The organism is Methylobacterium sp. E-012 (assembly GCF_057836545.1).
On sequence record NZ_JBYQEY010000001.1, the window covers coordinates 3,817,599 to 3,843,716 of the forward strand.

Sequence of the window (26,118 nt, forward strand, 5' to 3'; positions counted from 1 at the left end):
CCTACGGCAGCATCACGATCGAGCCGGTGGTCTCCCGGCCCGCGAGGTCGCGGTGCACCTGCTGCGCCTCGGAGAGCGGGTAGGTGGCGTTGACGGCGATCTTCACCGCGCCGTCGCCAACCACCTTGAACAGGCGGGCGGCCGCCTCCTCCAGGGTCGCGCGGTTCGACGAGAAGGTCGCCAGCGTCGGGCGCGTCACGTAGAGCGAGCCGCGCGGCGCCAGCAGCCCCAGGTCGAGCCCGGTGATCGCCCCGGAGGCCGAGCCGAAGCTCGCCAGCAGGCCGAGCGGCGCGAGGCTGTCCAGCGAGCCCATCAGGGTCGCCTGCCCGACGCCGTCATAGACCACCGGGACGCCCTTGCCGCCGGTGATCTCGCGCACGCGCTTGGCCACGTCCTCCTCGCGGTAGAGGATGACGTGGTCGCAGCCGTTCCGCTTGGCGAGTTCCGCCTTCTCGGGGCTGCCGGCGGTGCCGATCACCGTGGCGCCGAGGTGCTTGGCCCATTGGCAGGCGATCAAGCCGACGCCGCCGGCCGCCGCCTGCCACAGGATCGTGTCGCCGGGCTTCACCGCGTAGGTCCGGTGCAGCAGGTACTCGACCGTGAGGCCCTTCAGCATCATCGCGGCGGCGGTCGTCGCGTCGACGCCCTCCGGGATCGGCACGGCCGCCGAGGCCGGGATCACCGGCTCCTGCGCGTAGCAGCCGTCCGCCACCGAGCCGTAGGCCACCCGGTCGCCCGGCTTGAACTGCGTGACCCCCTCGCCCACGGCCGTGACGGTGCCGGCGCCCTCCTTGCCGGGGGTGTAGGGCAGGTGCGGGGACTTGTAGGCGCCGGTGCGGAAGTAGATGTCGATGAAGTTGACGCCGATGGCCGCCTGCCTGACGCGGATCTGCCCGGGGCCCGGCTCGGCCAGGGGCACGTCCTCGAACTGCATCACCTCGGGGCCGCCATACGCGTAGACCCGGATTGCCTTCGGCATCGTCGTACTCCCGCTCGCCGCCCCGTTCGGGGGCGTTGCAGCCGCAGATAACGGAGCGGCCGCCGGAGGCAATTTCTTTTTGCCGTTCGCCCTGCGGTTGTGGCCCGATCCGGGCCCGGATCCTGGATCCCGCGCCCCCGGCCGCCTATCTTGGTCCTGCCCGCCCCTCCGACGCAAAAGCCCCAAACAATGTCCGGCACCACCCGCACCAGCGCCGATCTCGATCCGCGCCGCCGCCGCCTGCTCTTCCGGTCCTGGCACCGGGGCATCCGCGAGATGGACCTGATCATGGGCCGCTTCGCCGATGCCGAGATCGGCACCCTGACGGAGACGGAACTCGACCAGTTCGAGGCGCTGATCGAGGTGCCGGACCGCGACCTGTTCAAGTGGCTCACCGGCGAGGCCGAGACGCCCTCGAACTACGACACGTCGGTCTGGCAGCGCGTGCGGGCGTTCCACCGGCACGACGCGCCGATCCATTCCTGACGCGAGGCGGCCATGGACGAACCGAAGCCCAATTACGACCACCCCGCCCGTTCGATCGCCACCGAGCTTGTGGTGCGCATCATGCTGGAGATGATGGAGCGCTCGGATCCGGCGCTGCGCGGCGCGATCCTGCGGCAGGCGACCGACCGGGCCGCCGCGATGACCGCGCACATGCCCAACGCGGATTTCTTCCGCGGCCGGGTCGAGGCGGCGCTGGCCGAGATCGTCGGGCCCGACGCGTAGGGCTCAGCGCCCCTTGCCGGCCGCCCGCATGTGGTGCCGCAGCACGGCGTTGATCCGGGCCTGATAGCCGCGGCCGGCTTTTCGGAAGTCCTGTAGCACGTCGCTGTCGAGCTTGAGCGAGACGGCTTCCCAGCGCCCGGCCGACGGTCACGCGGCGTTCCCCGCCGTACTCGCGTCGATCGTCCAACAGATCGAGCCGCGCGTCGTCGGCGAAAACCTCGGCCATATCCAACAGGTCGAAGTGCCGCGCCTCCAGCAGCAGCGCACGCTGTCCCGAATTGCAGCCAAACACGCGTTCCATGCTGGAGCGTCGCCGCCATATAGGGCACCGTCAGCCACCCCAACGCCGCCGGCGGGATGCTTTATCACGACGGCTCAATGGGCTAACGCCGGCCCGCGTCAGCCCTCCCTGTGCCCGGCGGGACTCCCCGCGAAAGACCCGATGGCCAAGCCCCAGCCGAAATCGTCCCCGAAGCCCCCTGCCCCCGCCGCCAAGCCGCAGGTCGCGCGCTTCGCCCTCCCGAAATCCTCGGCGCTCGCCCAGGCGATCGACGCCCTGAAGCGCGGCGACAGCCCGGTCCTGGCGAGCGCCCCCGAAGGGTTCGACGCCCTGGCGCTGGCCGACCTCGCCCGCGCCCTGGCGCCGACCGTCGACGCCCCCGCGGTGCTGGTCCACGTCGCCCGGGATTCCGGGCGCTCGGCGTCGTTCCAGGCGGCGCTCGGCTTCGTCGCGCCCGAGATGGACGTGATGAACCTGCCGGCCTGGGACTGCCAGCCCTACGACCGGGTCTCGCCGACCACGGCCACGGCCGCCGCCCGGATGACCGCTCTGGCCCGCCTGGCCCGGACCCGCTCCGCCGAGGACCGCCCGCGCATCCTCTGCACCACGGTCAACGCCCTGGTGCAGCGGGTGCCGCCCCGGGCCCACATCGCCCGGGAGGCGCTCTCGGCGGCGATCGGCAACGTCATCGCCATGGACGACGTGGTCGCCTGGGTGGAGGCCAACGGCTTCCTGCGCACGGGGACGGTGCGGGACACCGGCGAGTACGCGGTCCGCGGCGGCATCCTCGACCTGTCGCCGCCGGGCCTGCCGGCGCCGATCCGCCTCGACTTCTTCGGTGACACGCTGGAATCGATCCGCGCCTTCGACCCGGAGACGCAGCGCACCACCGGCCAGCTCCGCTCGCTCGACCTGATGCCCATGAGCGAGGTCCAGCTCACCACCGAGACGATCCGGCGCTTCCGCCAGGGCTACATCCAGAGTTTCGGCGCCGCGACCCGGGACGACCGGCTCTACGAGACCGTGAGCGAGGGGCGGCGCTACGCCGGCCTCGAGCACTGGATGCCGCTGTTCTACGACCACCTCGACACGCTGTTCGACTATCTGCCCGGCGTGCCGCTGGTGTTCGATCCGCAGGTGGAGGACGCCGCCGCCGAGCGGATCAGCTTGGTCCAGGACTATTACCAGGCCCGCGAGGGCGCGATGAAGACGCCGCAATCGGGCGTCGCCCCCTACAAGCCGCTGCCGCCCCGGGCCCTCTACCTGACGCCGAACGAGCTGAAGGAGCGGATCGGCACCGCCACCGTGGCGCGGCTGACGCCCTTCGCGCAGCCCGAATCGCCTGAGCGCGCGGTGATCGATTGCGGCGCCAGGGCCGGACGGACTTTTGCGCCGGAGCGGGCCGACGAGAACGCCAGCGTGTTCGACGCGGCGGTGGCCCATATCCGCGACCTCCAGGGATCCGGTCATCACGTGATCCTGGGAGCCTGGTCCGACGGCTCCCGCGACCGGCTCTGCGGCGTGCTCACCGATCACGGCCTCAGGAAGCCCGTGGCGATCACCCGGCTGACCGACGTCTACGCGCTGAAGCGCGGCGCGGATTCGGCCGTGGCGGTCTGGGGCCTGGAGGCGGGTTTCGTCGCGGGCGACCTCGCGGTGGTGTCCGAGGGCGACATCCTGGGCGACCGGCTGGTGCGCCAGAAGCGCAAGGCCAAGCGGCCCCAGGACGTGATCCTGGAGGTCCAGGCGCTCCAGCCCGGCGACCTCGTGGTCCACGCCGACCACGGCATCGGCCGGTTCTCCGGCCTGAAGACGATCCACGCCGCCGGCGCCCCGCACGATTGCCTGGAACTCGCCTATACCGGCGGCCTGCTGCTCCTGCCGGTGGAGAACATCGAGCTCCTGACCCGCTACGGCTCGGAGGATTCGGAGGTCGCCCTCGACCGGCTCGGCGGCGGATCGTGGCAGGCCCGCAAGGCCAAGATGAAGCGCCGCATCCTCGAGATGGCGGGCGAATTGATCAAGGTCGCGGCCCAGCGCTTCGTCCGGAAGGCCCCGTCCCTCAAGGCGCCCGAGGGCCTGTACGAAGAATTCGCCGCCCGCTTCCCGTTCGAGGAGACCGAGGACCAGGCCAACGCCATCGACGCGGTGCTGGACGACCTCAATGCCGGCCGGCCGATGGACCGGCTGGTCTGCGGCGATGTCGGCTTCGGCAAGACCGAGGTGGCGCTCCGCGCGGCCTTCGCGGCGGCGATCTCCGGCAAGCAGGTGGCGGTGATCGTGCCCACCACCCTGCTCGCCCGCCAGCATTTCCGGACCTTCGCCGAGCGGTTCAAGGGGCTGCCGGTTCAGGTCGCCCAGCTCTCGCGCTTCGCCAGCGCCGGGGAGATGAAGCAGGCCCGCGCGGGTCTGGCCGACGGGACCCTCGACATCGTGGTCGGCACCCACGCGCTGCTCGCCAAGAACATCGCCTTCAAGGATCTCGGCCTGATCATCGTGGACGAGGAGCAGCATTTCGGCGTGGCCCACAAGGAGCGGCTGAAGGCGCTCCAGGCCGACGTCCACGTACTGACCCTCTCGGCGACCCCGATCCCGCGCACGCTCCAGCTCGCCATGACGGGGGTGCGCGAGCTCTCGATCATCGCCACGCCCCCGGTGGACCGGCTGGTGGTGCGCACCTTCGTGACGCCGTTCGACCCGCTGACCATCCGGGAGGCCCTGCTGCGCGAGCGCTACCGCGGCGGCCAGGCCTTCTACGTGGTGCCCCGGATCGAGGACCTGGCCGAGGTCAAGAAATTCCTCGACGCCGAGATGCCGGAGATCAAGGTCGCGGTGGCCCACGGCCAGATGGCGGCCGGGCAGCTGGAGGACGTGATGACGGCCTTCTACGAGGGCAAGTTCGACGTGCTGCTCTCGACCACGATCGTGGAATCGGGCCTCGACATCCCCACCGCCAACACGCTGATCGTGCACCGGGCCGACATGTTCGGGCTGGCCCAGCTCTACCAGCTGCGCGGCCGGGTCGGGCGCTCCAAGGCCCGGGCCTACGCCCTGTTCACGACGCCGGCCAACCGCCAGCTCACCGCCCAGGCCGAGCAGCGGCTCAAGGTGCTGCAGAGCCTCGACACCCTGGGGGCGGGCTTCCAGCTCGCCTCCCACGACCTCGACATCCGCGGCGCCGGCAACCTCTTGGGCGACGCCCAGTCCGGCCACATCAAGGAGGTCGGCTACGAGCTCTACCAGCAGATGCTGGAGGACGCGGTCACCGCGCTGAAGGCCGGCATCGAGGACCTGCCCGAGGAGGCGTGGTCGCCGACCATCGCGCTCGGCGCGCCGGTCACCATCCCGGAGGATTACGTCGAGGATCTGGGCGTGCGCCTCGCCCTGTACCGGCGGCTCGCCACCCTCCAGGACGACGCCGAAATGGAGAGCTTCGGGGCCGAGCTGATCGACCGGTTCGGGCCGCTGCCGCCGGAGGTGGAGCAGCTCCTCAAGATCGGCACGATCAAGATCCTGTGCCGCAAGGCCAATGTCGAGAAGGTCGAGGCCGGGCCGAAGGGCGTGGTGGTCCATTTCCGCGACCGGTCCTACGCCAACCCGCAGGGGCTGGTGGCCTACGTCGCCGAGCAGGCCTCCTTCGCGAAGGTGCGGCCCGACATGAGCGTGGTGTTCGTGCGCGAGCTGACCACGGTCCCGGCCCGGCTCAAGACCGCCACCGAGGTGCTGCGCAGCCTGGTCAAGATCGCCGAGCGGGGGAAGAAGGCCGCCTGAGGGGGCGGGGGGCGGTGCAACATCCCGCCCGACAATCCCCCTCCTCCTGAAGTGCGGCGAAGCCGCCGCGAAGGAGGCCTCCAGGGATCGCGCGATCCCCGGGAGCCCTGACCTCGGCGGCGCCCTCACGCCGCATCGCCGCGGCTGCCCTCCCCCGGGAGCAGGTCCGGCAGCCGGGTCGCGACGGCGGCGCGGATCGCGGCCTCCACCGCGTCGGGGTCGCGGGCCGCGTCGATCACCGCGCAGCGCTCGGGCTCCGCCCGGGCGATGGCCAGAAAGGCCTCCCGCAGCCGGACGTGGAAGTCGAGGGCCTCGGCCTCGAACCGGTCGGCCCCCTGCCCGCCGCCGCGCACCGCCGCCCGGGCGAGCCCGACCTCGGGGGGCAGGTCGAGGATCAGGGTCAGGTCCGGCCGGGTCGGGCCGACCACGACCCGCTCCAGGGCGGTGAGGACGTCCGGATCGAGGCCCCCGGCCGCGCCCTGATAGGCCCGGGTCGAGTCGATGAACCGGTCGCACAGCACCGTCTCGCCCCGCTGGAGCGCGGGGCGGATCAGCCGGTCGAGGTGGTCGATCCGGGCGGCGCAGAATAAAAGGGCCTCGGCGAAGGGGCCGTAGGGCTTGGCGACGCCGCCGAGCAGGGCGGCGCGGATCTCCTCCGCCCGGGGCGAGCCCCCCGGCTCGCGGGTCACGCAGACGCCCCGTCCGGACCGCGCCCGCAGGGTCTCGGCGAGGCGGGCGATCTGGGTCGACTTGCCGGCCCCCTCCCCGCCCTCGAAGGTGACGAAGGCGCCCCGCGCCTCCGCGGGATCCCCGAAGCGTGGCACGATCACGGCTGCGCGGTCACGACGGGTTGGCGGCCCCGGCCCCGGCCTTGTCGCTGCTCTTGTCGCCACCCTTGCCGGCCCGGTCGAGGGCCTTGCGCACGAGGCCGGTGCCGAATTCCAGCGCGGCGTCCATGGCCCGCTGCGGCAGCGTGCCGGGCTCCACCGCCGCCCCGGCGTAGAGCGGCTGGTCGAGGGCGACCGTGTCCCCGCGCTGGATGCGCAGGGCGCCGACCGGCTGGCCCTCCGCCACGGGGGCGACGAGCGGCCCGGTATAGATCGCCTTGGCGCTGACCCGGTCGCTGGAGCCGCGGGGCAGCAGCACCCGCACCGGCTTCTTCGCCACCAGCGGCACGGAGCCCGCCTGGCCGCCATACACGGAGGCCTCGGCCACGGTCTCGCCGGCCCCGAAGATCTGCCGCGTCTCGAACGCGCGGAAACCCCATTCCATCAGCTTGCGCGCCTCGGAGGCGCGGTCCCGGGCGGTCTTGAGGCCCGACACCACCAGCACCAGCCGCTGGCCGTTCTGCACCGCCGAGCCCGTGAGCGCGTAGCCGGATTCCTCCAGGTAGCCGGTCTTGAGCCCGTCCGCGCCGATGTCGAGGGTCAGCAGCGGGTTCCGGTTCTGCTGGCGGATCTTGTTCCAGGTGAACTCCTTCTCGGAGAAAATCTTGTAGTAGTCCGGGTAGGTGTCGATGATGTGCAGCGCGAGCTTGGCCATGTCCCGGGCCGTGACCTTCTGGTCGGGGGCCGCGTAGCCGGTGGCGTTGCGGAAGGTCGAGTTGGTCAGCCCGATCTCCTTGGCGCGCTGGTTCATCAGCCCAGAGAACGCCTCCTCGGAGCCGGCCATGTTCTCGGCGATGGTGATCGCCGCGTCGTTGCCCGACTGCACGATCAGGCCGCGCAGCAGGTCCGACATCCTGATGCGGCTGTTGACCTGCGCGAACATCGACGAGCCGCCGCCCCCGGCCCCGCCGCGCTTCCACGCGTCCTCGGTGACGGTGAACTCCGTGTCCATCGACAGGCGGCCGGATTTCAGCGCCTCGAACACGATGTCGGTGGTCATCAGCTTGGCCATGCTGGCCGGCGAGAACCGCTCGTCGGCGGCCTTCTCGAACAGGACCGAGCCGGAATCCGCGTCGATCAGGATCGCGTGCGGGGCCGCGGTCTGGAAGCCCTGCGCGGCGGCGCCGGCGAGGCCCGCGCCGAGCGCGCAGGCGGCCGCGAGAAGGGTGAGAAGGGTCCTGCGCATCGCCGCTCCGTCCCGCGCCTGTCGTCCGGCCGGAGGAGACCCCGGCCCTATCCCAATAACAAGCGTAACCATATTACGGTTTCGGCGCCGGATCGAATGCGAAATGTCTCATCGGCGGCCGGATCCGCCCCCGGGCTCCTCCCCCGGGCGGTCGGACGCCGCCGGGGCGTCAGTAGATCCCGGCCATCCGGGACGGCCGGGTTCCGGCGGCGGCCGTCCGGGTCGGCGCCGTGTTGGCCGGCGTGGCTTTGATCGCCGCCGCCTTGACGGCCGGGGCGGCCTGCGGGGCGGCCGCATGCACCGCCGCCCCGCGCGGCGCCGCGCCGGCCTTGACCGCCGCGTCCTTCACCATCGCGATCTTGACGGTCGTACCCTTGCCCGGCGCCGCCGCGGAGGCGAGGCGTGCCATGGCCTGCTTGGCCGGACCCGGCATCGCCGCCGGTGCCGCCTGGGCGAGCCGCGTCGGAACCGGGGTCCGGGCCGGGCCGGAGACCGCGGACGGCCGCCGGCCGGCCTCGGCCAGGGCGAGGCGGCCCGGTGCCGCGGCCTTCGGGGAGGCGCCATGCCCGGCCGCCTGCGGGGCGGCCTCGATGGCGGCCGGGTTGAGCCCCGCGACCTTCAGGTTCGCGCCTCTGGCGGCGATCGGGGCCGGGTGGAACTCCCGCACCCGCGGGGCCGTGGGCTGCACCGCCGCCGGGACCGTCACGGCGGCCGCGGCGAGCACGATCGGGGCCCGGACCGGCGCGGGCCGCGGCGCCGGAGACGCGGCGGGCTCCTCGGGCTCGGGGGCGGGCTTGAAGGCGAGGGGCGCGGGGGCGGAGCGTTCGTAGCGCTCCGGCTCCTCGGAGGGGCCGAGATCGGCCATCATCACGGCCGAGCGGCCGGCCGGGCGCCCGTCGGTGCGCAGGCTGGCCAGCAGCTTGCGGTCGTCGCTGCCGGCGACCGAGGCCTTGCCGACATACTCGACGCGGACATGCGCGGTGCCCTGGCGGTGGAAGCCCAGCGCGTCGGCGGCCTCCTCCGACACGTCCATGACCCGGCCCGCATGGTAGGGGCCGCGGTCGTTGACGCGCACCACCATCGAGGAGCCGTTGTCGAGGTTGGTCACCCGGGCGTAGCTGGGCAGCGGCAGGGTCGGGTGGGCGGCCGCGATCGAGTGGCGGTCGAACACCTCGCCGTTGGCGGTCATGCGCCCGTGGAAGGCGGAGCCGTACCAGGAGGCGAGGCCCTCGCGCACGTAGCCCTGCGGGTTCTCCTTGGGTACGTAGGTCTGGCCGGCGACCACGTAGGGCTTGCCGGTGTAGCGGCGGCCGCCGCCCTTCGGGATGACGTCGCCCTCGTTGTAGAGGCGCGGGCTCGCCTTGACCCCGTATTTCGGGTCGACCCCGTTGCCGGCTGCGAGCTTCTGCTGGGGCGCGGTGGCGCAATTGGCCGTGGCCAGGGCCACGCCCGAGACGGCCAGCAGCCGCAGGGCGACGCGCGCAGGCCGGGAAAGGGTCGTGCGCACCATCGTGGACTTCACCAAACTCTACGCGTGACCGGGGTCCGGACCGGACCGAACCCGGCCGCGCCAAGAGGCTCGCGACCGGGTCCACCCAGAATTGTAGCGATCGCGTAAAGGAAGCCTGAACGCTGCCGGCGGCGGGGGTTCAGGGGGGGGGCGCGGCGGTGCCGAACGCTTCGCGCGCGATCTCAAGATCGACGGACAAGTCTTCATCTTGGAAGGAAAAAAATTGACACGGTGCAGCGCGCGTGCCTTCCGCCTCTGCGGACATCTTTCCCCGCTGAGGCTATCGGATTCACACGTCCCGGTGTGGCACCAGCACTTGGAGAAAAGCGCGCCTTTCCCCGGCCCGCAGGGCTATGGGCGACACAGGTTTGAGCGGGCTCGCCTGTCCGCTTGAGGAGGCACGGGGGCACTCTCCCGTGCCGGTCTGCGGAGTCACATAGCTGGCTCGGGGGCCATCGTTCGGTCTCTCGAAGGGGCGGTCCCGACTTCCCACGCGCCCTCCCTCCCCCCTCTGCGGGGGAGGGTGGCCCCTGCTTCAGCAGGGGTCGGGAGAGGGGAGCGCGGCTTCAGGAAATTGCGCGACCCGCATGACGGGCACGGCCCAATTCTGCACCGTCGCGCTGCCCCTCTCCCGACCCCCTTCGGGGGCCACCCTCCCCCGCAGAGGGGGGAGGGAGACGCGCGGATCCTGCCTCCCTCCGATGAAGATGTAGGACCGTCCCAGCCGGCAGAGGGGGCGGGACGGATGTGGAGCCGCCCTCAGCGGGAGCGGGTCTCGGTCAGCTGGGCGATCGACCGGGCGCCGCGCTGCTTGAACAGGAGGTCGAGGCCCTCCAGGATCAGGGCGTGCATCTTGGTCCGCTCGGCGAAGGCGAGGTCCCGGACCTGATCGTAGACCGGCGGCTCCAGGTAGACCGACATCTGGCGGGCGCGCTGCTTGAGCGTGGCCGCTTGTCTCGGCGCCGGGGGCGCCAGGGTCAGGGCGACGATCTCGGCGCCCTGCGGCCGCGGCGCCGCGGAGGATCGGGCCGGCGGGCTCGCCGAGGCGACGATCGCCGCGAGGCTGAGCTTAGGCGGCTTGGACATGCTGGCCCGTCCTCAGGGACTGCGTGCGGCGCTCGATCCAGGACCAGAGGCGGCGGACCTCCCCGGCGGCCTGACCCTTGGGGTTGAACTCGGTGACGCCCTGCCCGAGGCCGATCGCGTCCTGGTGGTCGGCGCGCGCGACGATGTTCACGTCGGGCAGGATGCCGAGCACGGCGAGCCCGTCCGCGGCGTCCCGGACCCGGTAGGAGCGCGGCGGGGTCTGGTTGAGCACGAAGGCGAATTTCTTCTCCAGCCGGTAGACGGCCGCCAGGGTCGGCTTGAACGCGCGCAGGTCGGCCGGCGTCGGCCGGCACGGGATGATGCAGAGATCCGCCGCGCGGATCGCCGACAGCGTGCCGGTGGAATCGACGCCGGGCGTATCGATGAACACGTAGTCGTAGGCCGAGTCGCGCAGGCGCTCCATCACGGCGTCGATCTGGGTGGCGTCGATCTGCGCGACCTCCGGGCCATCGACGGTCCGGTGGTCGGCCCAGTCCGAGATCGTGGCCTGGCGGTCCATCTCCAGGATGCAGACCGTGTGGCCCGCCTCCCGGGCGGCCACCGCCAGGGAGATGCACAGCGTGCTCTTGCCGCTGCCGCCCTTCTGCGTGACGAAGGTGATCGCTTTCATCCTGGGCGTCCTCCAGAAGGCCCCGCGCATCCGTCCGGGCGCCTGCGACTCGCGGTCACGGCGCCGCTTGAGCCAACCTCAGGTGGCTGGATCGCCCGGTGCCGCGATCCCGGAGCCCGAGGAGGCCCACGGGCACGGTGGCGCCGACATGGTTAACGGAGCGTTAAGAGCGCGTTTGGCCCGCCTCATGCAGATCGCACCGGCGCACCTCGAGAGATCCTAAACTTCAGGTTAAGATTTTTGGCCTGAAATGGGTTAACAGACTTCCCACGTCGGCGTCGATACCGTAGCTTGGGCACAACCGACATGGGGAGTCTGCGGGGTTGATAACCTCAAGTTTAAGAACGTCGGACATCCCCGCGAGGAATGGCATGGCCGAAGCCCCGATCCCGCAATCCGTCCTCGACGCCTCCGGCGTGGTCGGCACGTGGGTCCACGACTACTGGGCCGGGCAGCTGGAGCTCTCGGCCTCCTTCGCAGGCCTGCTCGGCCTGGACCCGGCGGCTGCGGCGAGTGGCGTGTCCCTCGAAACCTTCCTGGACCGCACCCATCCCGAGGATCGCGTCCGGATCGAGAGCTACCTGCATGCGGCCGCGGTGATCGGCGGTTCCGTGGAGGCGGAGTTCCGCACGCGGGACACCCGGGACGGCATCCGCACGCTGCTGATGCGCGGCCGGATCGAGCACGATCCCACCGGGCGGGCGACGCGCGGGCGCGGCATCGCCATCGACCGGACGGAGGAGCAGGCGGTCAACCTCGTGCAGAGCGAGCGCGTGGTGAACCGGATGGCCGAGCACATCATCGCCCTGCGCGACCTCGCCCGCGCCCTGCACCGGCCGGCGCTCACCGACCGGATCGAACACCTGATGATCGAGATCGGCTTCGAGCTCGCCCGCTTCCTGCCCGAGCCCGAGGACGAATCGCGGCATTGAAGCGGGTTTCCAAAGGGCGAGCCCTTTGGCGGGGTTCGGGGGCGGAGCCCTGAGATCTTGGACCCTGAGATGTTCTCCAGGGCGCCGCCCTGGACCCGCGAAAGGTCTCGACCTTTCGAAACCACGACTGGAGCCGTCGACGCCGGCAAGCTACTGTCCCGACAACGAATTGCCGGGGAGGACGGGATGGCCCGCGACACGATCTACGACCGCGACCTCGACCGCGTGCCGGCCAACCACCAGCCGCTGACCCCCCTGCTCTACCTGGACCGGGCGGCCCGGGTGTTCCCCGATCAGGTCGCGGTGATCCACGGCGCCCTGCGGCGGCCCTATCGCGACCTCTACGCCCGGGCCCGGCGGCTCGCCTCGGCCCTGGCCCGGCGCGGGATCGGCCGCGGCGACACGGTGGCGGCGCTGCTGGCCAACACCCCCGAGATGATCGAGTGCCACTACGGCGTGCCGATGACCGGGGCCGTGCTCAACACCCTCAACACCCGCCTCGACGCCGCCGCGATCCGCTTCTGCCTGGAGCACGGCGAGGCCAGGGTGCTGATCACAGACCGCGAATTCTTCCGCACCGCCGCCGCGGCCCTGGAGGGACTGGAGACCAAGCCCCTGGTCATCGACGTCGATGATCCGGTCTATGACGGCCCGGGCGAACGCCTCGGCGAGACCGACTACGAAGCGTTCCTGGCGGCCGGCGATCCGGACCACGACTGGCAGCTCCCGGACGACGAGTGGGACGCGATCACGCTGAACTACACGTCGGGCACCACGGGCGACCCGAAGGGCGTGGTCTACCACCACCGCGGCGCGGCGCTGCTGGCGCTCGGCAACGTCGTCACGGGCGGCCTCGGGCAGCACCCGGTCTATCTCTGGACCCTGCCGATGTTCCACTGCAACGGCTGGTGCTTCCCCTGGACCCTGTCGATCGTGGCCGGCACCCATGTCTGCCTGCGCCAAGTGCGGGCGGACGCGCTCTACCGGCTGATGGCCGAGCACGGGGTCACGCATCTCTGCGGCGCGCCGATCGTCATGCAGATGCTGATCAATGCCGCCGATTCCGAGCGCCGGGACCTGCCCCGGCGCGTGGCCTTCTTCACGGCCGCCGCCCCGCCCCCCGAGGCGGTGCTCGCCGGCATGGCCGAGGCCGGGTTCGACGTCACCCACCTCTACGGGCTGACCGAGAGCTACGGCCCGGCGGTGGTCAACGCCTGGCACGCCGATTGGGACGCCCTGGCGGCCGATCAGCGGGCGGCCAAAAAAGCCCGCCAGGGGGTGCGCTATCCCGTGCTGGAGGCCCTCGACGTGCGCGATCCGGACACGCTGGCGCCGGTGCCGGCCGACGGCACGACGATCGGCGAGGTGATGATGCGCGGCAACGTGGTGATGCGCGGATACCTCAAGAACCCGGCCGCCACGCAGGCCGCCTTCACAGGCGGCTGGTTCCGCACCGGCGACCTCGGGGTGAAGCACCCGGACGGCTACATCCAGCTCAAGGACCGCTCGAAGGACATCATCATCTCGGGCGGCGAGAACATCTCGTCGATCGAGGTCGAGGATGCCCTGTTCAAGCACCCGGCGGTGGCGGGCGCCGCCGTGGTGGCCAAGCCCGATGCGAAATGGGGCGAGACGCCCTGCGCCTTCGTGGAGCTGAAGCCCGGGGCGACGCCCACCGCCGACGAGCTGATCCAATGGTGCCGGGGCCGGCTCGCATCCTACAAGCTCCCCCGCCACGTGGTGTTCGGCGAGCTGCCCAAGACCTCCACCGGCAAGGTGCAGAAGTTCGTCCTGCGCGCGCGGGCCCGGGAGGAGGAGGCCTGAGACCGAGGCTCGCCGGAACCGCCCGGCCGGTCAGGTCCGCGGGGGATCCCGGCGGTCGGCGCGCACCGGGACGCGCACGGCCCGGGCGTCGCGCAGGTCGGCCAGGACCTGGGCGAAGAACGCCTGGAACGACACCAGGCTGAACAGGGCGATCGAGGCGACCAGGGCGGCGGAGACCAGGGTCTTGGCGGTTGCGGGGTCCACGGCGGGGAGTCCTTAGCTGAATCGCGCCGCGGACGGTCCGGGCGAGGCGCCCACGATCACGGCGTCGGCACTATCCCAAGGTGGGCGTGCCGGCCCCGCGCCGCCAGCGCCGCATGGTCGCGCCTGGCATGCGCCCACGTTCGGGCTCGCCGGGTCCCGGACGGCCTGCGCCCCGCCGGCACTGGTGCGGCGGCGGCGCGAAGACCGGGACCGTGCAGCTTTCCGAGGTGGCCGAGCGTTGCGTTTCCCGCAATAAGCCCCCCGCGCGGAGCGGGGTGCATCCGGGAGAGACGGCATGGCCGGCAACGGCATCGCGAACGGCGCCCTCGCGGCCTGGTTCGCCCTTCAGGCGGCGATCCTGACCGCGGGGCCATCCCGCGCCCAGGAAACGGTGCCGGCGCAGGTGCCTACGCAAGTGCCTACGCAAGTGCCCGAGCCAGGAAAGGTCCCGACGCCGGCATCGCTGGCCTCCGGCCCGGCCCCGGGCGAGCCCGTGACCCGGGCCGGCTATTTCTACGTCGGCGGCCGCTACGCGAAGCTCGGCGACAAGACCGTGATGATCGGCCAGATGTTCGTGCAGTCGCGGACCCCGGAGCGGGTCACCCAGCCCTACCCGGTGGTGATGGTCCACGGGCTCGCCCAGACCGGGGTGAACTTCCTCGCCACCGCGGACGGACGGCCCGGCTGGGTGCAGCGCTTCGTCGAGAAGGGCTATCAGGTCTACGTGCTCGATCAGGTCGGGCGCGGGCGCTCGGGGACCAACCCGGAGGTCTACGGCCCCTACGACCGGCTCGGCACGCGCAGCCTCGAGAGGACCCACACGGCGCCGGAGGTCTACGACCTGTACCCGCAGGCCAAGCTCCACACCCGCTGGCCGGGCGGGGCCGGCGTGCAGGGCAATGCCGGCTTCGACCAGTTCTTCGCCAGCCAGGTCCCGTTCCTCGCCAACAGCCAGCAGACCGAGGAGCTGGTCGATCCCGCCCTGATCGCGCTCCTCGACCGGATCGGCCCGGCGATCCTGCTCACCCACGGCCAGGGGGCCCTGTTCGGCTGGGCGGCCTCCGATGCCCGGCCGGACCTCGTGAAGGCGCATGTGGCGGTGGAGCCGAGCGGACCGCCCTTCTTCGACGTGCAGTTCCGCGGCGGCAAGGAGTTCTGGGAGAAGGCCGGGGACGGGCGCGCCCGCGCCTACGGGCTGACCCGCATGCCGCTGACCTTCGCGCCGGCCGTGAGGGCGCCCGAGGACCTGATCGTGGCGCAGGAGGCCAAGGGGCCCGACAAGGGGCCCGACAAGGGGCCCGACAGCAAGGCGGCGGAGGGGCGGGTGCGCTGCTGGCTCCAGGGCGAGCCCGTCCGCACCCTGCCGAACCTCGCGAAGGTCCCGACCGTGCTGGTGACCGCGGAGGCTTCCTTCCACGCCCCCTACGATGCCTGCACGGCCGCCTTCCTGACCCAGGCGGGCGCCAAGCCCGACGTGATCCCGCTGGCCGACCGGGGTCTGGGCGGCAACGGCCACATGATGATGCTGGAAACCAACAGCGACGCCGTGGCCGATCTCGTGGCCGGCTGGCTCGCGGGGCGCGTCCGGTAGGCCGCCCCTCCCCTATCCGCCCCGCCGGGCCCGGCCCGGCTTGCCACCGATGCGTGTCTCGACCGCAACAGCCCTCGCCCGATGCGCGAGGGCCGCTTGCGGCCGCGCATGGCTGCGCGTAGGTCTTGAAGACGAAAGACCAATCAAAACAGTAGTTTAGCACAATTCTAAACAGCGCGGCATCGGCGGCGGGGGCCATCCCGGCGATCGCGGCCGGCTGCCCGTGGCGTCGCATCCGGCCAGGTCCCATGAGAGTTGCTCACCCCCGTTGCCGCACCCCGCTCGCCCGCACCCTGCTGGCCGGTGCCTCGTTCGCGGTCCTGGCGCAGGCCGCGCCGAGCCTGGCCCAGGACGCGCCCCGCCGCGGCGTCGGTTCGCCGGCCGGGAGCAGCGTGCAGCTCGGGGAACTGAGCGTCGAGAGCCAGGGGGGCGGCGCGCCGGTCCCCGTGGCCCGGGCGGGCGCGACCGCGCGGGCGGTGGAGAGCCCGACCGGCCCGGTCGACGGCTACGTGGCCAGGCGCTCGGCCACCGCCACCAAGACCAACACGCCGCTGATCGAGACCCCGCAATCGATCACCGTGGTGGGCCGCCAGCAGCTCGACACCCAGAACGCCCAGACCCTGCAGCAGGCGACGCAATACGTCGCCGGCACCTATGCGGGCACCTTCGGCGCCGACACGCGCCTCGACTATTTCCAGCTGCGCGGCTTCGTGGCCAGCGATTACGGCCTCTACCGGGACGGCCTGCAGCTCCTGAACTACGGCTTCGCCTATTACCGGGTCGACACCTACGGGCTGGAGCGGGTCGAGGTGCTGCGCGGCCCCGCCGCGGTGCTGTTCGGCGCCGGCAATCCCGGCGGCCTGATCAACCAGGTCACCAAGCGCCCGACCGAGACCCCGTTCGGCTCCATCGAGGTCGGCGGCGGTTCCTTCGACCAGCGCTACGCCGCCTTCGACGTCGGCGGCCCGGCCGACCAGGAGGGCCATTGGTTCACCCGCCTGACCGGCTATGCCCGCAACGGCGGCACACAGGTCCAGGGCGCGCCGGACGACAGCTACTACATCGCCCCGGCCTTCACCTATAAGCCGGACGGGTCGACCAAGCTCACCATCCTGTCGAGCGTCCAGCACGACAACACGGCGGTGACCTCGAACTTCCTGCCCTATTACGGCACGGTGAAGCCCACGGTGCTGGGCCTGCGCATCCCGCGCTCCCTCAACGTGGGTGACGCCGGCTTCAACACCTTCCAGCGCGACCAGGCCTCCATCGGCTACGAGTTCGAGCACGTCTTCGACGACACCTGGGCGGTGCGCCAGAACGCCCGCTACGCCTTCGCGGAGAGCAACCAGAATTCCTATATCGGCCAGCTCGGCTACGCCGACGCCCAGCAGACCCAGCTCGCCCGCTACCTGTTCCGCGACCACGCCAAGGTCGCCCAGCTCGACGTCGACACCCAGGCCGAGGCCAAGTTCTCCGACGGCTTCTTCCGACACGATGTCCTGATGGGCGTCGAGTACCGGAACTTCCAGATCCACGACAACCAGGCCTCGGGCTTCCCCGGCCCGAACCTCAATATCCTCGCGCCGATCTACGGCCCGCAGACGGTCTCGGCCACGCCCTACCTGATCCAGGCGGACTCGTTCCAGCAGATCGGGCTCTACTTCCAGGACCAGATCAAGCTCACGCCGGAGCTGAGCCTGATCCTCGGCGGCCGCCAGGACTTCGTCGAGAACACAGTCTACGACCGGCTGACCCCGTCGAACACCAACGGCCGCAACGACAGCGCCTTCACCTACCGGGCGGCCGCGATCTACAATTTCGACTTCGGCCTCGCGCCGTACGTGATGTATGCGACCTCGTTCCAGCCGCTGATCGGCACCGACATCAACGGCCAGACCTTCAAGCCCGAGACGGGCGACCAGATCGAGGGCGGCGTGAAGTTCGAGCCGCCGGGCCAGGGCTATTTCCTGACGCTGGCCGGCTTCGACATCCACCGCAGCAACGTGCAGACCCCGAACCCGGTCAACACCCTGTTCCAGACCCAGATCGGCGAAGTGCGCTCCACCGGCTTCGAGGCGCAGCTGGTGGCCAACGTGCTCGACGGCCTCAACGTGGTCGCCTCCTACACGGTGTTCGGGATCAACAGCGTACGGGGCAATGCCGACCAGATCGGCCGCGTCCCGGTGAACACGCCGGAGAACCTCGCCAACCTGTTCTTCGACTACACGATCCCGGCCGGCGACTGGCGCGGCTTCGGCTTCGGCGGCGGCGTGCGCTACATCGGGCGCTCCTTCGCCGACGTCGCCAACACCCTGCGGTTGCCCGACTACGTGCTGTTCGACGCGCAGGTCCACTACGATTACGAGAACTGGCGCTTCCAGGTGAACGCCACGAACCTCGCCGACCGGCGCTTCGTCTCCTCCTGTCAGGCGGAGAATTCCTGCTTCTACGGCGACGCCCGGCGCGTCCTGGCGAAGGTCAGCTACAAGTGGTGAGAAGGGTCACCGCGTCTCCGCGGTAGAGCCGCGCCCGGTCCCGGTCGAGGCCCCCGGCCCGCCGCTCTCCGAGGAGCGGGCGGGGGCCAATCGGTCAGCGCATGTGCCGGCGCATCATGTGGTGGCGGTGATGGCGGTGCATCATGCGATGGCGCATCATCCCCGACTGCATCCGGGCGTTGCGGTGCATGCCGCCGAAATTGCCGTTGCCCTGGGCGGCGGCGTTCCGGTCGAGGCCGTCGCCGGGGGCGGCCAGGACCGGGGCCGCCGTGCCGAGGACGAGGCCGAGCGCGAGCGTCGCGCCGAGGATGATCTTGTTCATGGGACGAGTATCTCTCCGCGACCCTGCGCCGCGCCGACCGAACGGGTTGCGGGCGATCCGGTTCCGGATGCGGCCCGGAATCGCGGCGCGGCATCCTGTGACAGGGCGCAGGGTCGCCCCGGCCGCGACCGCTTCCTCCGATCCCCGCCTCGCCTCACCCGCCCGGGGGGAGGGCCGGATCAGGCCCCCGGACCCGCCGCGATGGCCCACAGGGTGAGGGGTTCGGGCAGGGTCGCCTGCGGCACCGGGACGGCCCGAATGCCGGCCGGCAGGGCGCCCCGGAGCAGATCCAAAAAATCCCCCGAGGCGGCGACCTCGATCTCGGCGGCCTTGGCCTGGGCCTCGATCCGCGACAGGGCGTTCATGGCCGGGCCCAGCACCGTGTACTCGGCCCGGACCCCGTCGTCGAACACCCCGACCAGGAGGTCGCCCGCGTGCAGGGCGACCACGACCCGCAGGGTGAACAGCCCCTCCGCCGCCCGGGCCGCGTTGAGGGCGGCGATCCGGCGGCGGAGCGACAGGGCGCAGGCCAGCGCCGCCCGCGCCTGCGCGGCGGGCGGGCCGACCACGAACTGCACCAGCACCGCATCGCCGATATACTTGTCCACGAGGCCGCCCCGCTCGGCCACCGCCGCCTGCGCGGCCGCCCGGACGGCGAGCAGGGCCGCCACCATGGTCTCGGGCGGGTGCTCCCGGGAGAGCCAGGAGAAGCCGCGGATGTCGAGGATCATCAGGCAGGCGTGGCGCCGGTGGACGCCCGGCGCCGAACCGCCCTCCTCGGCGGCCAGATCGAGGGCGACCGGATCCGGCACGAAGCGGGCGAGCCGGGCCCGTTCGTGCTCCATCCGCAGCGCCCGGGTCACCGCCCCGCGCAGGCGGCTCACGCCGTCGACCACCAGGAGCCCCGCCGCCACGAAGGTGGCGAGCCCGGTCACCTGCGCGGTCGGGAACGTGTCGGGCCCCGGGAACAGGTCCGGCCGCATCAGGCCGGCCAGGAAGGCCGCACTCCAGCAGGCGGTCACGAGCCCGCAGAACACCAGGGTCTGCGCCACCCGCATGCTCAGGCCGGTCTGGAGCAGGAGCAGGAAGGCCGGCAGGCGGCTCACCGCGTCGGCGCCGAGGCCCGCCCCGCCCCCGGCCAGCATGTGCTCGATGATCACGTAGACCGCGAGCCCGGCATTCAGCCCGGTGCCGGCCCAGCTGCAGCGTGTGGCGCGCGCGCCGCCGCTCCGCTCGCCGAGCCCGAACCAGACCGTCCCGAAGCCATAGAGGCCGAGGATGAACCAGTGGCTGAGGGCGTGCAGGGAGCCGTCATAGGCCTGGGCCGCCATCAGCAGCACCAGCACGATGATGGCGCGCAGCCCGAGCAGGCGCAGGCCCCCGCCCGCCTGCATCGCACGCAGCACCGCCGCGTCGTCCGAACCCGCGGCCGCCCGGCCCTCGGCCTGCGCCCGGGCGGGGAGCGGGGCGGGAAGCGGCGGCCTCTCGGCGCCGCCCGGGGCCATCAGCCGCCCCGGTCGAGGCGCCGGGCCGCCGCGAACCGGTTGAGGAAGCGCGGCTCCTTCTCGGGGGCGATCCGCACCGCGAGGTGCAGCGTGCCGTCCGCCTCCGCGCGCCGGTCGAGGATCTCGGCGTTCTCGTAGAGCCAGTTCAGCGCCGCCCCGTCCTCCGGCGGCAGCGCCACGGCGAAGCTCGCCCGGTGGCGCCCGATCCGCGCCTCGATCCGGCTGTTGAGGGCGGCGAGCCCCTCCCCGGTCAGCGCCGAGACCAGGACCGGCGCGGCGCTGTCGCGGTCGTTGCGGACCTTGCCCTGGCCGCTGAGATTCATCAGCCGGGTGCGCTCGTCGTCGTCGAGCAGGTCGGCCTTGTTCCAGACCTCGATGATCCGCTCGGCACTGGTCTCGATGCCGAGTTCCCGCAGCACCTCGCCGACATCCTCGGCCTGGGCCTCGGAATCGACGTGGCTGACGTCGCGCACGTGCAGCAGCACGTCGGCCTCGATGGCGTCCTCCAGGGTGGCCCGGAAGGCCGCGATCAGGGGCGTCGGCAGGTCGGAGATGAAGCCCACCGTGTCGGACAGGATCACGGTCTCGCCGTGGGGCAGCTTGGTCGCCCGGGCGGTGGGGTCGAGGGTGGCGAACAGCATGTCCTTGGCGGTGACCTCGGCCCGGGTCAGGGCGTTGAACAGGCTCGACTTTCCGGCGTTCGTGTAGCCGACGAGCGCCACGATCGGGTACGGCACCCGCGCCCGGCTCTGCCGGTGCAGGCCGCGGGTCCGCACCACCGCGTCGAGGTCGCGCTCGATCCGGGTCATGCGTTCCTGGATCATGCGCCGGTCGGCCTCGATCTGGGTCTCGCCGGGGCCGCCCAGGAAGCCGAAGCCGCCGCGCTGGCGCTCCAGGTGAGTCCAGGAGCGGACGAGGCGCGACTTCTGGTAGGCGAGGTGCGCGTGCTCGACCTGGAGCGTGCCCTCCCGGGTCGAGGCGCGGCGGCCAAAGATCTCCAGGATCAGGCCGGTGCGGTCGATGACCTTCGCGCCCCATTCCTTTTCCAGGTTGCGCTGCTGCACCGGCGACAGGGCGCAGTCCATCACCACGAGGCCGATCTCCCGGGCGCGGATCAGGCCGGCGATCTCCTCGACCCGGCCCTTGCCGAGATAGGTCGCGGGGCGGATCCGCGGCAGGCTGACGGCGAGGCTCTCGACGACGTCGAGCTCGATGGCGGCGGCCAGGCCGGTGGCCTCGTCGAGGCGCGCCTCCACGGAGCGCGTGGGCGCCGCCGGCCCGTGCCCGGACCCCGATGCGCCGCGCGCGAGGTAGGGGCCGATCACCAGGGTGTGGGTCGCCGCGGCGATCTCGCCCTCGGGGGCGGCCTGCGCCTGGAGGCGGGCTTCGCCGGACGTCAGCGTCTCGCTCATGCAGCCTTTAGCGCCGCCGGAACGCCGGCGGCTTCGTTCGAGAAGTCGGATTCGACGAAATGGGGATGCGGGCGGGCCCGGCCAAGATGCCGGCCGGGAACCGCCGCAGATATCCCACGGCGGGATGGGGCCCTCACCCGCCCCCCGCAGAGGCTGTGACGTTCACACGCCGCCTCCAGATGAGGCCAACGGCCAGCCCCCAGGTGCGTCCCCCTCCCCCCTCTGCGGGGGCGGGTGGCCCAATGGGCGCCCTCTGCGTCAGCAGGGGTCGGGAGAGGGGAACGCCGCTGTAGGAAATGTCGCGCCGCTCGATCCATCCTGAACCGTCGCGCTGCCCCTCTCCCGCCCCCTGCTGACGCAGAGGGGGGAGGCAGGGCGGGTGTCAGCTCCGGAGCGGGCCTGAAGTCCAGCCGGAGCGATACAAATGCCGATGTTTGAACCGCGTGGCCCGCCCGGGAGACCGGACCCGCGCCGTCCAAGCCCAGGGCGGTTCGGGACGGTGCCGCCCTCCCGCGAAAATCACGCCTTCTCGGCGGTCTCGTCCGGCTCGAACAGCTGCACCGGATGGCCCGGCATGATCGTGGAGATCGCGTGCTTGTAGACCAGCTGGGAATGCCCGTCCCGGCGCAGCAGCACGCAGAAGTTGTCGAACCAGGTCACCACGCCCTGGAGCTTGACGCCGTTGACGAGGAAGATGGTCAGCGGGATCTTGTTCTTGCGGACATGATTGAGAAACGTGTCCTGAAGGTTCTGTGCGCGTTCGCCCGCCATCTTCTTGGCCTTCTTGTTGTCCCGGCTCGATCCGCCCGGGATGGGTATGTCGCGGGCCGGATCACCGACCATCCCGCCCGCGGCTTTGTATACAAGCACCATGACTTGGTGAAAGCGTGGGTGCAAGCAACCCCCGCTTCGGCGTCATCCGTGACGGATCGGCACCACTCTCACCGCGTCGGCCCGACTCTCCCGCTCACGGGCCGATACCCAGGGACTTCAACTTCCGGTGCAGGGCCGAGCGCTCCATGCCGATGAACTCGGCGGTGCGCGAGATGTTGCCCGAGAACCGGGCGATCTGCGCCACGAGGTACTCGCGCTCGAAGATCTCCCGGGCCTCCCGGAGCGCGAGGCTCATCAGCTTCTCGCCGCCCGCGCCCCCCGGCGTCGTCGGCACCAGGGCGCCGATCTCGGAGGGCAGCATCTCGGAGGTGACCTCCTGCTCCGGATCGGCCTGGGTCAGGATCATCAGCCGCTCGACGTTGTTCTTGAGCTGGCGGACGTTGCCCGGCCAGTTGTGCGACTGCAGCACCGCCATCGCGTCCTCGGCGATCCGGCGCTTGGGCAGGCCGGTCTGGGACGAGATGTTGTCCATGAAGAACTGGATCAGCTCGGGCACGTCCTCGCGGCGCTCGGACAGGGCCGGCACCCGGATCGGCACCACCGAGAGCCGGTGGAACAGGTCCTCGCGGAACCGGCCCGCCGCGATCTCCTCCTGCAGGTCCCGGGAGGACGAGGAGATGATCCGGACATCCACGTGGACCCGCGTCGTGCCGCCGACCCTTTGAAAATTCTGGTCGACCAGGACGCGCAGGATCCGGCTCTGGGTCTCGCGCGGCATGTCGGCGACCTCGTCGAGGTAGAGGGTGCCGCCATGGGCCTCCTCCAGGGCGCCGACCCGCCGGCCGGTCTCGCCCTCGACCCCGAACAGCTCCGCCTCCATGGTCTCGGGCAGGATCGCGGCGGCGTTGAGCAGCACGAACGGGCCGTTCGACCGGGCCGAGGCCTTGTGCAGGCTGCGGGCGGCGAGTTCCTTGCCCGAGCCCAGCGCCCCGGTGATCATCACCCGGGCGTTGGTCGGGGCCACCCGGTCGAGGGTCTGGCGCAGCTGGTTGATCGCCAGGGAGGCGCCGACGATGCGGTTGGTGGTGCCGGAGCGCGCCGTCAGGTCGCGGACCTCGCGCCGCAGCCGCGAGGCCTCCAGCGCCCGCTCGGCCACCAGGATCAGCCGGTCGGCCTTGAACGGCTTCTCGATGAAGTCGTAGGCCCCCGCCTTGATGGCCGAGACCGCGGTCTCGATGTTGCCGTGGCCGGAGATCATCACCACCGGCAGGTCGGGATTGGCCGCCTTGATCAGGTCGAGCACCTGCAGGCCGTCGAGCCGGGAGCCCTGCAGCCAGATGTCGAGGAACACCAGGTGGGGCCGGCGCGCCTCGATGGCGGCCAGCGCCTCGTCCGAGCCGCCGGCCGTGCGGCAGCGGTGGCCCTCGTCGTCCAGGATCCCGGCCACGAGGTCGCGGATGTCGGCCTCGTCGTCGACGATCAGGATATCGGCGCTCATGCGTGCATCTCCGCGATCCGGGGGGCCGTCGGCGCGGCGCCCTTCTCCTCTGTCGTGACGGGACTGGTGCCGGGGTTCGCCCCGGCCGGCTCGGGCCCGTGCTCGCGCGGGATCCGCATCCGCACCTGGCCGCCGCGGCCGGCGGGATTGTCGTTCAGCTCGATCCCGCCGCCGTGCTCCTCAAGCACCTTGCTGACGATGGCAAGCCCCAGCCCGGTGCCGCCCTCGCGGGTGGTCATGTAGGGCTCGAGCAGCCGCTGGCGTCCCTCGGCGGGAAATCCCTTGCCGTTGTCGGTGACGGCGATCACCGCGAACCCGTCCTCGACGGCGAGGCTCAAGCCGATCTTGCCCTTGCCGAGCTCGGCCTCCGGCACCTCGGCCACCGCCTCGACGGCGTTCTTGAGGATGTTGGTGATCACCTGGCTGAGCAGCCGGATGTCGAAGGCCGCCACGATCTTTTCCGAGTTCGCCGCGCCGCCCTCCGCCGCGCCCGTCTCGGCCGAGAAGGCGAAGTCGATGTCCGGATGCGCGACCCGCATCATGAACAGGTTCTGCTTGGCGATCTCGGTGAGGTCGTTCGGGGCGATCGCCGGCTTGGGCATCCGCGCGAAGGCCGAGAACTCGTCGACCATGCGCTTGATCTCGTCGACCTGGCGCACGATCGTGGCGGTGCACTGGTCGAACACCTCCTTGTCGGCGGTGATGACCTTGCCGTACTTGCGCCGGATCCGCTCGGCCGAGAGCTGGATCGGCGTCAGGGGGTTCTTGATCTCGTGGGCGATCCGGCGGGCGACGTCGCCCCAGGCGGAGCTGCGCTGCGCCTGGACGAGGTCGGTGATGTCGTCGAGGGTCACCACCGAGCCCCGGGACGAGCCTTGCGCCTGCTCGCTCGTCACCCGCACCGTGATGGTGCGCTCGCCCCGCGACCGGGCGAGCTGGATCTGCTGCTGCTGGAGGCTGCGCGGGCGGGCCTCGCTCTCGGCGAGCACCGGGGCGAGTTCCGGCACGGCCCGGGCCAGGGACTGGCCGACCAGGGCGTCGCTCTCCAGGTCGAGCATCCGCTCGGCGGCCGGGTTGGCGATGGTGACGAAGCCCGACGCGTCGAGGCCGATCACCCCGGGCGAGACCCCCGACAGCACGGCCTCCGTGAACCGGCGGCGGGTGTCGATCAGGTCGCTCGCCGCGAGCAGGCCGGCATGCTGGCGGCGCAGTTCCTGGGTCATCTTGTTGAAGGCCTCGCCCAGATGGGCGAGGTCGCCGCTGGTCTTCCTGGTCGGCACCTGGGCGTAGAAATTGCCCGACGCGACCTGGTCGGCGGCGTTGATCAGCCGCCGGATCGGGGCCACGAACCGGTTGGCGAAGTTCATGCCGAACCACACCGCCGACAGGAGCGCGATCAGGGCGATCAGCAGGAACACCGACGCGAAGGTGATCTGGATCGAGCGGCGCAGGGAATCGTAGGTCAGGTACTCGGCCGCCGCCGCCCGGGACACGCCGGGGAACTCGATGGCGAGCTGGCTCACCTCCCGCTGCACCATCAGCACGGCGTCGTCGTAGGCGGGCATCCGCACCAGGGCGGCGAAGACCCGCCCCTCGGTGGGCAGCAGGCAGATCGGGTCGGCGGAGGTCGCCGCGTCCTCGAAGGCCGCCGCCGAGGGCAGGCGGTTCGTCTTGAGGACGTCGATCTTGGCCCGGGCCACCACCTCGGTGGGTCCGCGCATGATCTGGGCGACCGGCAGGCCGAGATTGGTCGCCCGGGTCGTCAGGAAGGTCTGGAACCAGTCGCGGTTCACGTCGAAGTTCGGCCGCGCCCGGGTGAGGTCGTCGGCCAGGATGCGGATCTCCCGGGCGAGGCTCTGACACTGGTTCTCCTGGTAGGCGTCGGCCACCTCCACGGATTTCAGCACCACGTCGCGGACCCGGTCGGTGAAGCCGAGCGACAGGCCGCGGTCGATGGTCACGGAGGCGACCACCGCGAGCAGGATCGTCGGCAGGATCGCGATCAGCGAGAACAGGCCGACGATGCGGGTGTGCAGCCGCGCCACCGCGGCGTTGGCCTTGCGGGCGTGCAGGAAGACCCGCGCCTCCCAGGCGATGATGAAGGCGAGGCCGAGCACCAGGGCGGCGTTGATGCCGAGCAGCGTCACGCCGTAGGCGGGCGTCGGCGTCACCCGGATCACCCCGGCCAGGATCAGGAAGGTCGCCAGCGCCGAGATCAGGGCGGTGACCACCACGGCGGCCCCGACCCAGCCCGGACCGCGGGGGCCCGGCCGCAGCGATTCCGCCAGCGCCGCGTCCTGACCCGTCCCCTCGCCCGGCCCTTCCGGGTCCGGCGCGGGGCCTTCCTCTGTCGGTGAGCGCTGCAGGAACGGCATGACTGGTGCAGGGCCACAACAGTGTGGCGGAATTAATACGACTCGGCCCGTCGGTGACGACGCGCGC

The 26,118-nt window shown here is 71.5% G+C and carries 20 protein-coding genes and 1 pseudogene; 7 read left to right on the forward strand and 14 right to left on the reverse strand.

The genetic code is table 11. The features are described 5' to 3' along the window. Position 1 precedes the first annotated feature (1 nt). Positions 2–979, reverse strand: a complete 978-nt coding sequence (locus AC3IF1_RS18480; RefSeq protein ID WP_489218776.1) for a quinone oxidoreductase family protein — start codon at positions 977–979, stop codon at positions 2–4. Between the two features lie 189 nt (positions 980–1,168). Between AC3IF1_RS18480 and AC3IF1_RS18485 the strand changes: the two genes are divergently transcribed. After that, positions 1,169–1,465, forward strand: coding sequence for an FAD assembly factor SdhE (locus AC3IF1_RS18485; RefSeq protein WP_243970997.1), 297 nt, complete (start codon positions 1,169–1,171; stop codon positions 1,463–1,465). A gap of 12 nt (positions 1,466–1,477) precedes the next feature. Next, positions 1,478–1,708 carry a hypothetical protein gene (locus AC3IF1_RS18490; protein ID WP_243970999.1) on the forward strand — a complete coding sequence of 77 codons (231 nt, stop codon included), beginning with the start codon at positions 1,478–1,480 and terminating at the stop codon, positions 1,706–1,708. A gap of 3 nt (positions 1,709–1,711) precedes the next feature. Here the strand turns inward: AC3IF1_RS18490 and AC3IF1_RS18495 are convergent. Then, positions 1,712–1,825, reverse strand: a pseudogene (locus AC3IF1_RS18495) (BrnA antitoxin family protein); the annotation flags it as partial. 325 nt (positions 1,826–2,150) lie between these two features. Between AC3IF1_RS18495 and mfd the strand changes: the two are divergent. Continuing rightward, positions 2,151–5,759, forward strand: coding sequence for a transcription-repair coupling factor (mfd, locus tag AC3IF1_RS18500; RefSeq protein ID WP_489218777.1), 3,609 nt, complete (start codon positions 2,151–2,153; stop codon positions 5,757–5,759). A 125-nt stretch (positions 5,760–5,884) separates the two neighbouring features. On the opposite strand, the gene tmk is transcribed toward mfd, so the two are convergent. From tmk to AC3IF1_RS18525, 5 genes are all read right to left on the reverse strand, one after another. Continuing rightward, positions 5,885–6,589 carry a dTMP kinase gene (gene tmk / locus AC3IF1_RS18505; RefSeq protein ID WP_489218778.1) on the reverse strand — a complete coding sequence of 235 codons (705 nt, stop codon included), beginning with the start codon at positions 6,587–6,589 and terminating at the stop codon, positions 5,885–5,887. Positions 6,590–6,599: 10 nt separating this feature from the next. After that, positions 6,600–7,832 (reverse strand): D-alanyl-D-alanine carboxypeptidase family protein, encoded by a 1,233-nt coding sequence (locus AC3IF1_RS18510; RefSeq protein WP_489218779.1) that lies wholly within the window; start codon positions 7,830–7,832, stop codon positions 6,600–6,602. Positions 7,833–8,001: 169 nt separating this feature from the next. Continuing rightward, a complete protein-coding gene (locus AC3IF1_RS18515) occupies positions 8,002–9,342 on the reverse strand; it encodes a septal ring lytic transglycosylase RlpA family protein (RefSeq protein ID WP_489218780.1) in 1,341 nt (446 codons plus the stop codon). Between the two features lie 759 nt (positions 9,343–10,101). Then, the gene (locus tag AC3IF1_RS18520) at positions 10,102–10,428 is read right to left on the reverse strand and encodes a ribbon-helix-helix domain-containing protein (protein ID WP_243973264.1); all 327 of its coding nucleotides are present in this window, start codon (positions 10,426–10,428) and stop codon (positions 10,102–10,104) included. Further along, the gene (locus AC3IF1_RS18525) at positions 10,412–11,059 is read right to left on the reverse strand and encodes a ParA family protein (protein ID WP_243973262.1); all 648 of its coding nucleotides are present in this window, start codon (positions 11,057–11,059) and stop codon (positions 10,412–10,414) included. The genes AC3IF1_RS18520 and AC3IF1_RS18525 overlap by 17 nt, the downstream gene beginning before the upstream one ends. A 371-nt stretch (positions 11,060–11,430) precedes the next feature. On the opposite strand from AC3IF1_RS18525, the gene AC3IF1_RS18530 reads away from it, so the two are divergent. Together AC3IF1_RS18530 and AC3IF1_RS18535 are read left to right on the forward strand one after the other, a co-directional pair. Next, on the forward strand, positions 11,431–11,991 hold the full coding sequence (locus tag AC3IF1_RS18530; RefSeq protein WP_243973260.1) for a PAS domain-containing protein: 561 nt from the start codon (positions 11,431–11,433) through the stop codon (positions 11,989–11,991). 186 nt (positions 11,992–12,177) lie between these two features. Then, positions 12,178–13,815, forward strand: a complete 1,638-nt coding sequence (locus AC3IF1_RS18535; RefSeq protein WP_489218781.1) for an acyl-CoA synthetase — start codon at positions 12,178–12,180, stop codon at positions 13,813–13,815. 30 nt (positions 13,816–13,845) lie between these two features. On the opposite strand, the gene AC3IF1_RS18540 is transcribed toward AC3IF1_RS18535, so the two are convergent. Further along, positions 13,846–14,019 carry a hypothetical protein gene (locus tag AC3IF1_RS18540; RefSeq protein ID WP_489218782.1) on the reverse strand — a complete coding sequence of 58 codons (174 nt, stop codon included), beginning with the start codon at positions 14,017–14,019 and terminating at the stop codon, positions 13,846–13,848. Between the two features lie 295 nt (positions 14,020–14,314). Between AC3IF1_RS18540 and AC3IF1_RS18545 the strand changes: the two genes are divergently transcribed. Together AC3IF1_RS18545 and AC3IF1_RS18550 are read left to right on the forward strand one after the other, a co-directional pair. Next, positions 14,315–15,610, forward strand: coding sequence for an alpha/beta hydrolase (locus AC3IF1_RS18545; RefSeq protein WP_489218783.1), 1,296 nt, complete (start codon positions 14,315–14,317; stop codon positions 15,608–15,610). A 248-nt stretch (positions 15,611–15,858) separates the two neighbouring features. Beyond that, positions 15,859–18,105, forward strand: coding sequence for a TonB-dependent siderophore receptor (locus AC3IF1_RS18550; RefSeq protein ID WP_489218785.1), 2,247 nt, complete (start codon positions 15,859–15,861; stop codon positions 18,103–18,105). A 94-nt stretch (positions 18,106–18,199) separates the two neighbouring features. On the opposite strand, the gene AC3IF1_RS18555 is transcribed toward AC3IF1_RS18550, so the two are convergent. The 6 genes from AC3IF1_RS18555 to AC3IF1_RS18580 form a co-directional block, all read right to left on the reverse strand. Continuing rightward, positions 18,200–18,427: a hypothetical protein gene (locus AC3IF1_RS18555; RefSeq protein WP_243973252.1), complete on the reverse strand. Its 228-nt coding sequence runs from the start codon at positions 18,425–18,427 to the stop codon at positions 18,200–18,202. 179 nt (positions 18,428–18,606) lie between these two features. Continuing rightward, positions 18,607–19,932, reverse strand: a complete 1,326-nt coding sequence (locus AC3IF1_RS18560) for an adenylate/guanylate cyclase domain-containing protein (protein ID WP_489218787.1) — start codon at positions 19,930–19,932, stop codon at positions 18,607–18,609. Next, on the reverse strand, positions 19,932–21,344 hold the full coding sequence (hflX, locus tag AC3IF1_RS18565; RefSeq protein ID WP_489218789.1) for a GTPase HflX: 1,413 nt from the start codon (positions 21,342–21,344) through the stop codon (positions 19,932–19,934). The genes AC3IF1_RS18560 and hflX overlap by 1 nt, the downstream gene beginning before the upstream one ends. 519 nt (positions 21,345–21,863) lie before the next feature. Further along, positions 21,864–22,115 (reverse strand): RNA chaperone Hfq, encoded by a 252-nt coding sequence (hfq, locus tag AC3IF1_RS18570; protein WP_007563033.1) that lies wholly within the window; start codon positions 22,113–22,115, stop codon positions 21,864–21,866. A 196-nt stretch (positions 22,116–22,311) separates the two neighbouring features. Next, positions 22,312–23,676 carry a nitrogen assimilation response regulator NtrX gene (gene ntrX, locus AC3IF1_RS18575; protein WP_243973246.1) on the reverse strand — a complete coding sequence of 455 codons (1,365 nt, stop codon included), beginning with the start codon at positions 23,674–23,676 and terminating at the stop codon, positions 22,312–22,314. Beyond that, positions 23,673–26,051, reverse strand: a complete 2,379-nt coding sequence (locus tag AC3IF1_RS18580; protein ID WP_489218790.1) for a sensor histidine kinase NtrY-like — start codon at positions 26,049–26,051, stop codon at positions 23,673–23,675. The genes ntrX and AC3IF1_RS18580 overlap by 4 nt, the downstream gene beginning before the upstream one ends. Positions 26,052–26,118: the final 67 nt, after the last annotated feature.

Bases quoted from the DNA above. Each gene is read 5' to 3' on its own strand.
- AC3IF1_RS18485 (WP_243970997.1), top strand. From the start codon at position 1,169: ATGTCCGGCACCACCCGCACCAGCGCCGATCTCGATCCGCGCCGCCGC.
- AC3IF1_RS18515 (WP_489218780.1), bottom strand. From the start codon at position 9,342: ATGGTGCGCACGACCCTTTCCCGGCCTGCGCGCGTCGCCCTGCGGCTG.
- ntrX (WP_243973246.1), bottom strand. From the start codon at position 23,676: ATGAGCGCCGATATCCTGATCGTCGACGACGAGGCCGACATCCGCGAC.
- AC3IF1_RS18535 (WP_489218781.1), top strand. From the start codon at position 12,178: ATGGCCCGCGACACGATCTACGACCGCGACCTCGACCGCGTGCCGGCC.
- hfq (WP_007563033.1), bottom strand. From the start codon at position 22,115: ATGGCGGGCGAACGCGCACAGAACCTTCAGGACACGTTTCTCAATCAT.
- hflX (WP_489218789.1), bottom strand. From the start codon at position 21,344: ATGAGCGAGACGCTGACGTCCGGCGAAGCCCGCCTCCAGGCGCAGGCC.
- AC3IF1_RS18550 (WP_489218785.1), top strand. From the start codon at position 15,859: ATGAGAGTTGCTCACCCCCGTTGCCGCACCCCGCTCGCCCGCACCCTG.
- AC3IF1_RS18545 (WP_489218783.1), top strand. From the start codon at position 14,315: ATGGCCGGCAACGGCATCGCGAACGGCGCCCTCGCGGCCTGGTTCGCC.
- AC3IF1_RS18530 (WP_243973260.1), top strand. From the start codon at position 11,431: ATGGCCGAAGCCCCGATCCCGCAATCCGTCCTCGACGCCTCCGGCGTG.
- AC3IF1_RS18520 (WP_243973264.1), bottom strand. From the start codon at position 10,428: ATGTCCAAGCCGCCTAAGCTCAGCCTCGCGGCGATCGTCGCCTCGGCG.
- AC3IF1_RS18580 (WP_489218790.1), bottom strand. From the start codon at position 26,051: ATGCCGTTCCTGCAGCGCTCACCGACAGAGGAAGGCCCCGCGCCGGAC.
- AC3IF1_RS18480 (WP_489218776.1), bottom strand. From the start codon at position 979: ATGCCGAAGGCAATCCGGGTCTACGCGTATGGCGGCCCCGAGGTGATG.
- AC3IF1_RS18525 (WP_243973262.1), bottom strand. From the start codon at position 11,059: ATGAAAGCGATCACCTTCGTCACGCAGAAGGGCGGCAGCGGCAAGAGC.
- AC3IF1_RS18490 (WP_243970999.1), top strand. From the start codon at position 1,478: ATGGACGAACCGAAGCCCAATTACGACCACCCCGCCCGTTCGATCGCC.
- AC3IF1_RS18510 (WP_489218779.1), bottom strand. From the start codon at position 7,832: ATGCGCAGGACCCTTCTCACCCTTCTCGCGGCCGCCTGCGCGCTCGGC.
- AC3IF1_RS18555 (WP_243973252.1), bottom strand. From the start codon at position 18,427: ATGAACAAGATCATCCTCGGCGCGACGCTCGCGCTCGGCCTCGTCCTC.
- AC3IF1_RS18560 (WP_489218787.1), bottom strand. From the start codon at position 19,932: ATGGCCCCGGGCGGCGCCGAGAGGCCGCCGCTTCCCGCCCCGCTCCCC.
- mfd (WP_489218777.1), top strand. From the start codon at position 2,151: ATGGCCAAGCCCCAGCCGAAATCGTCCCCGAAGCCCCCTGCCCCCGCC.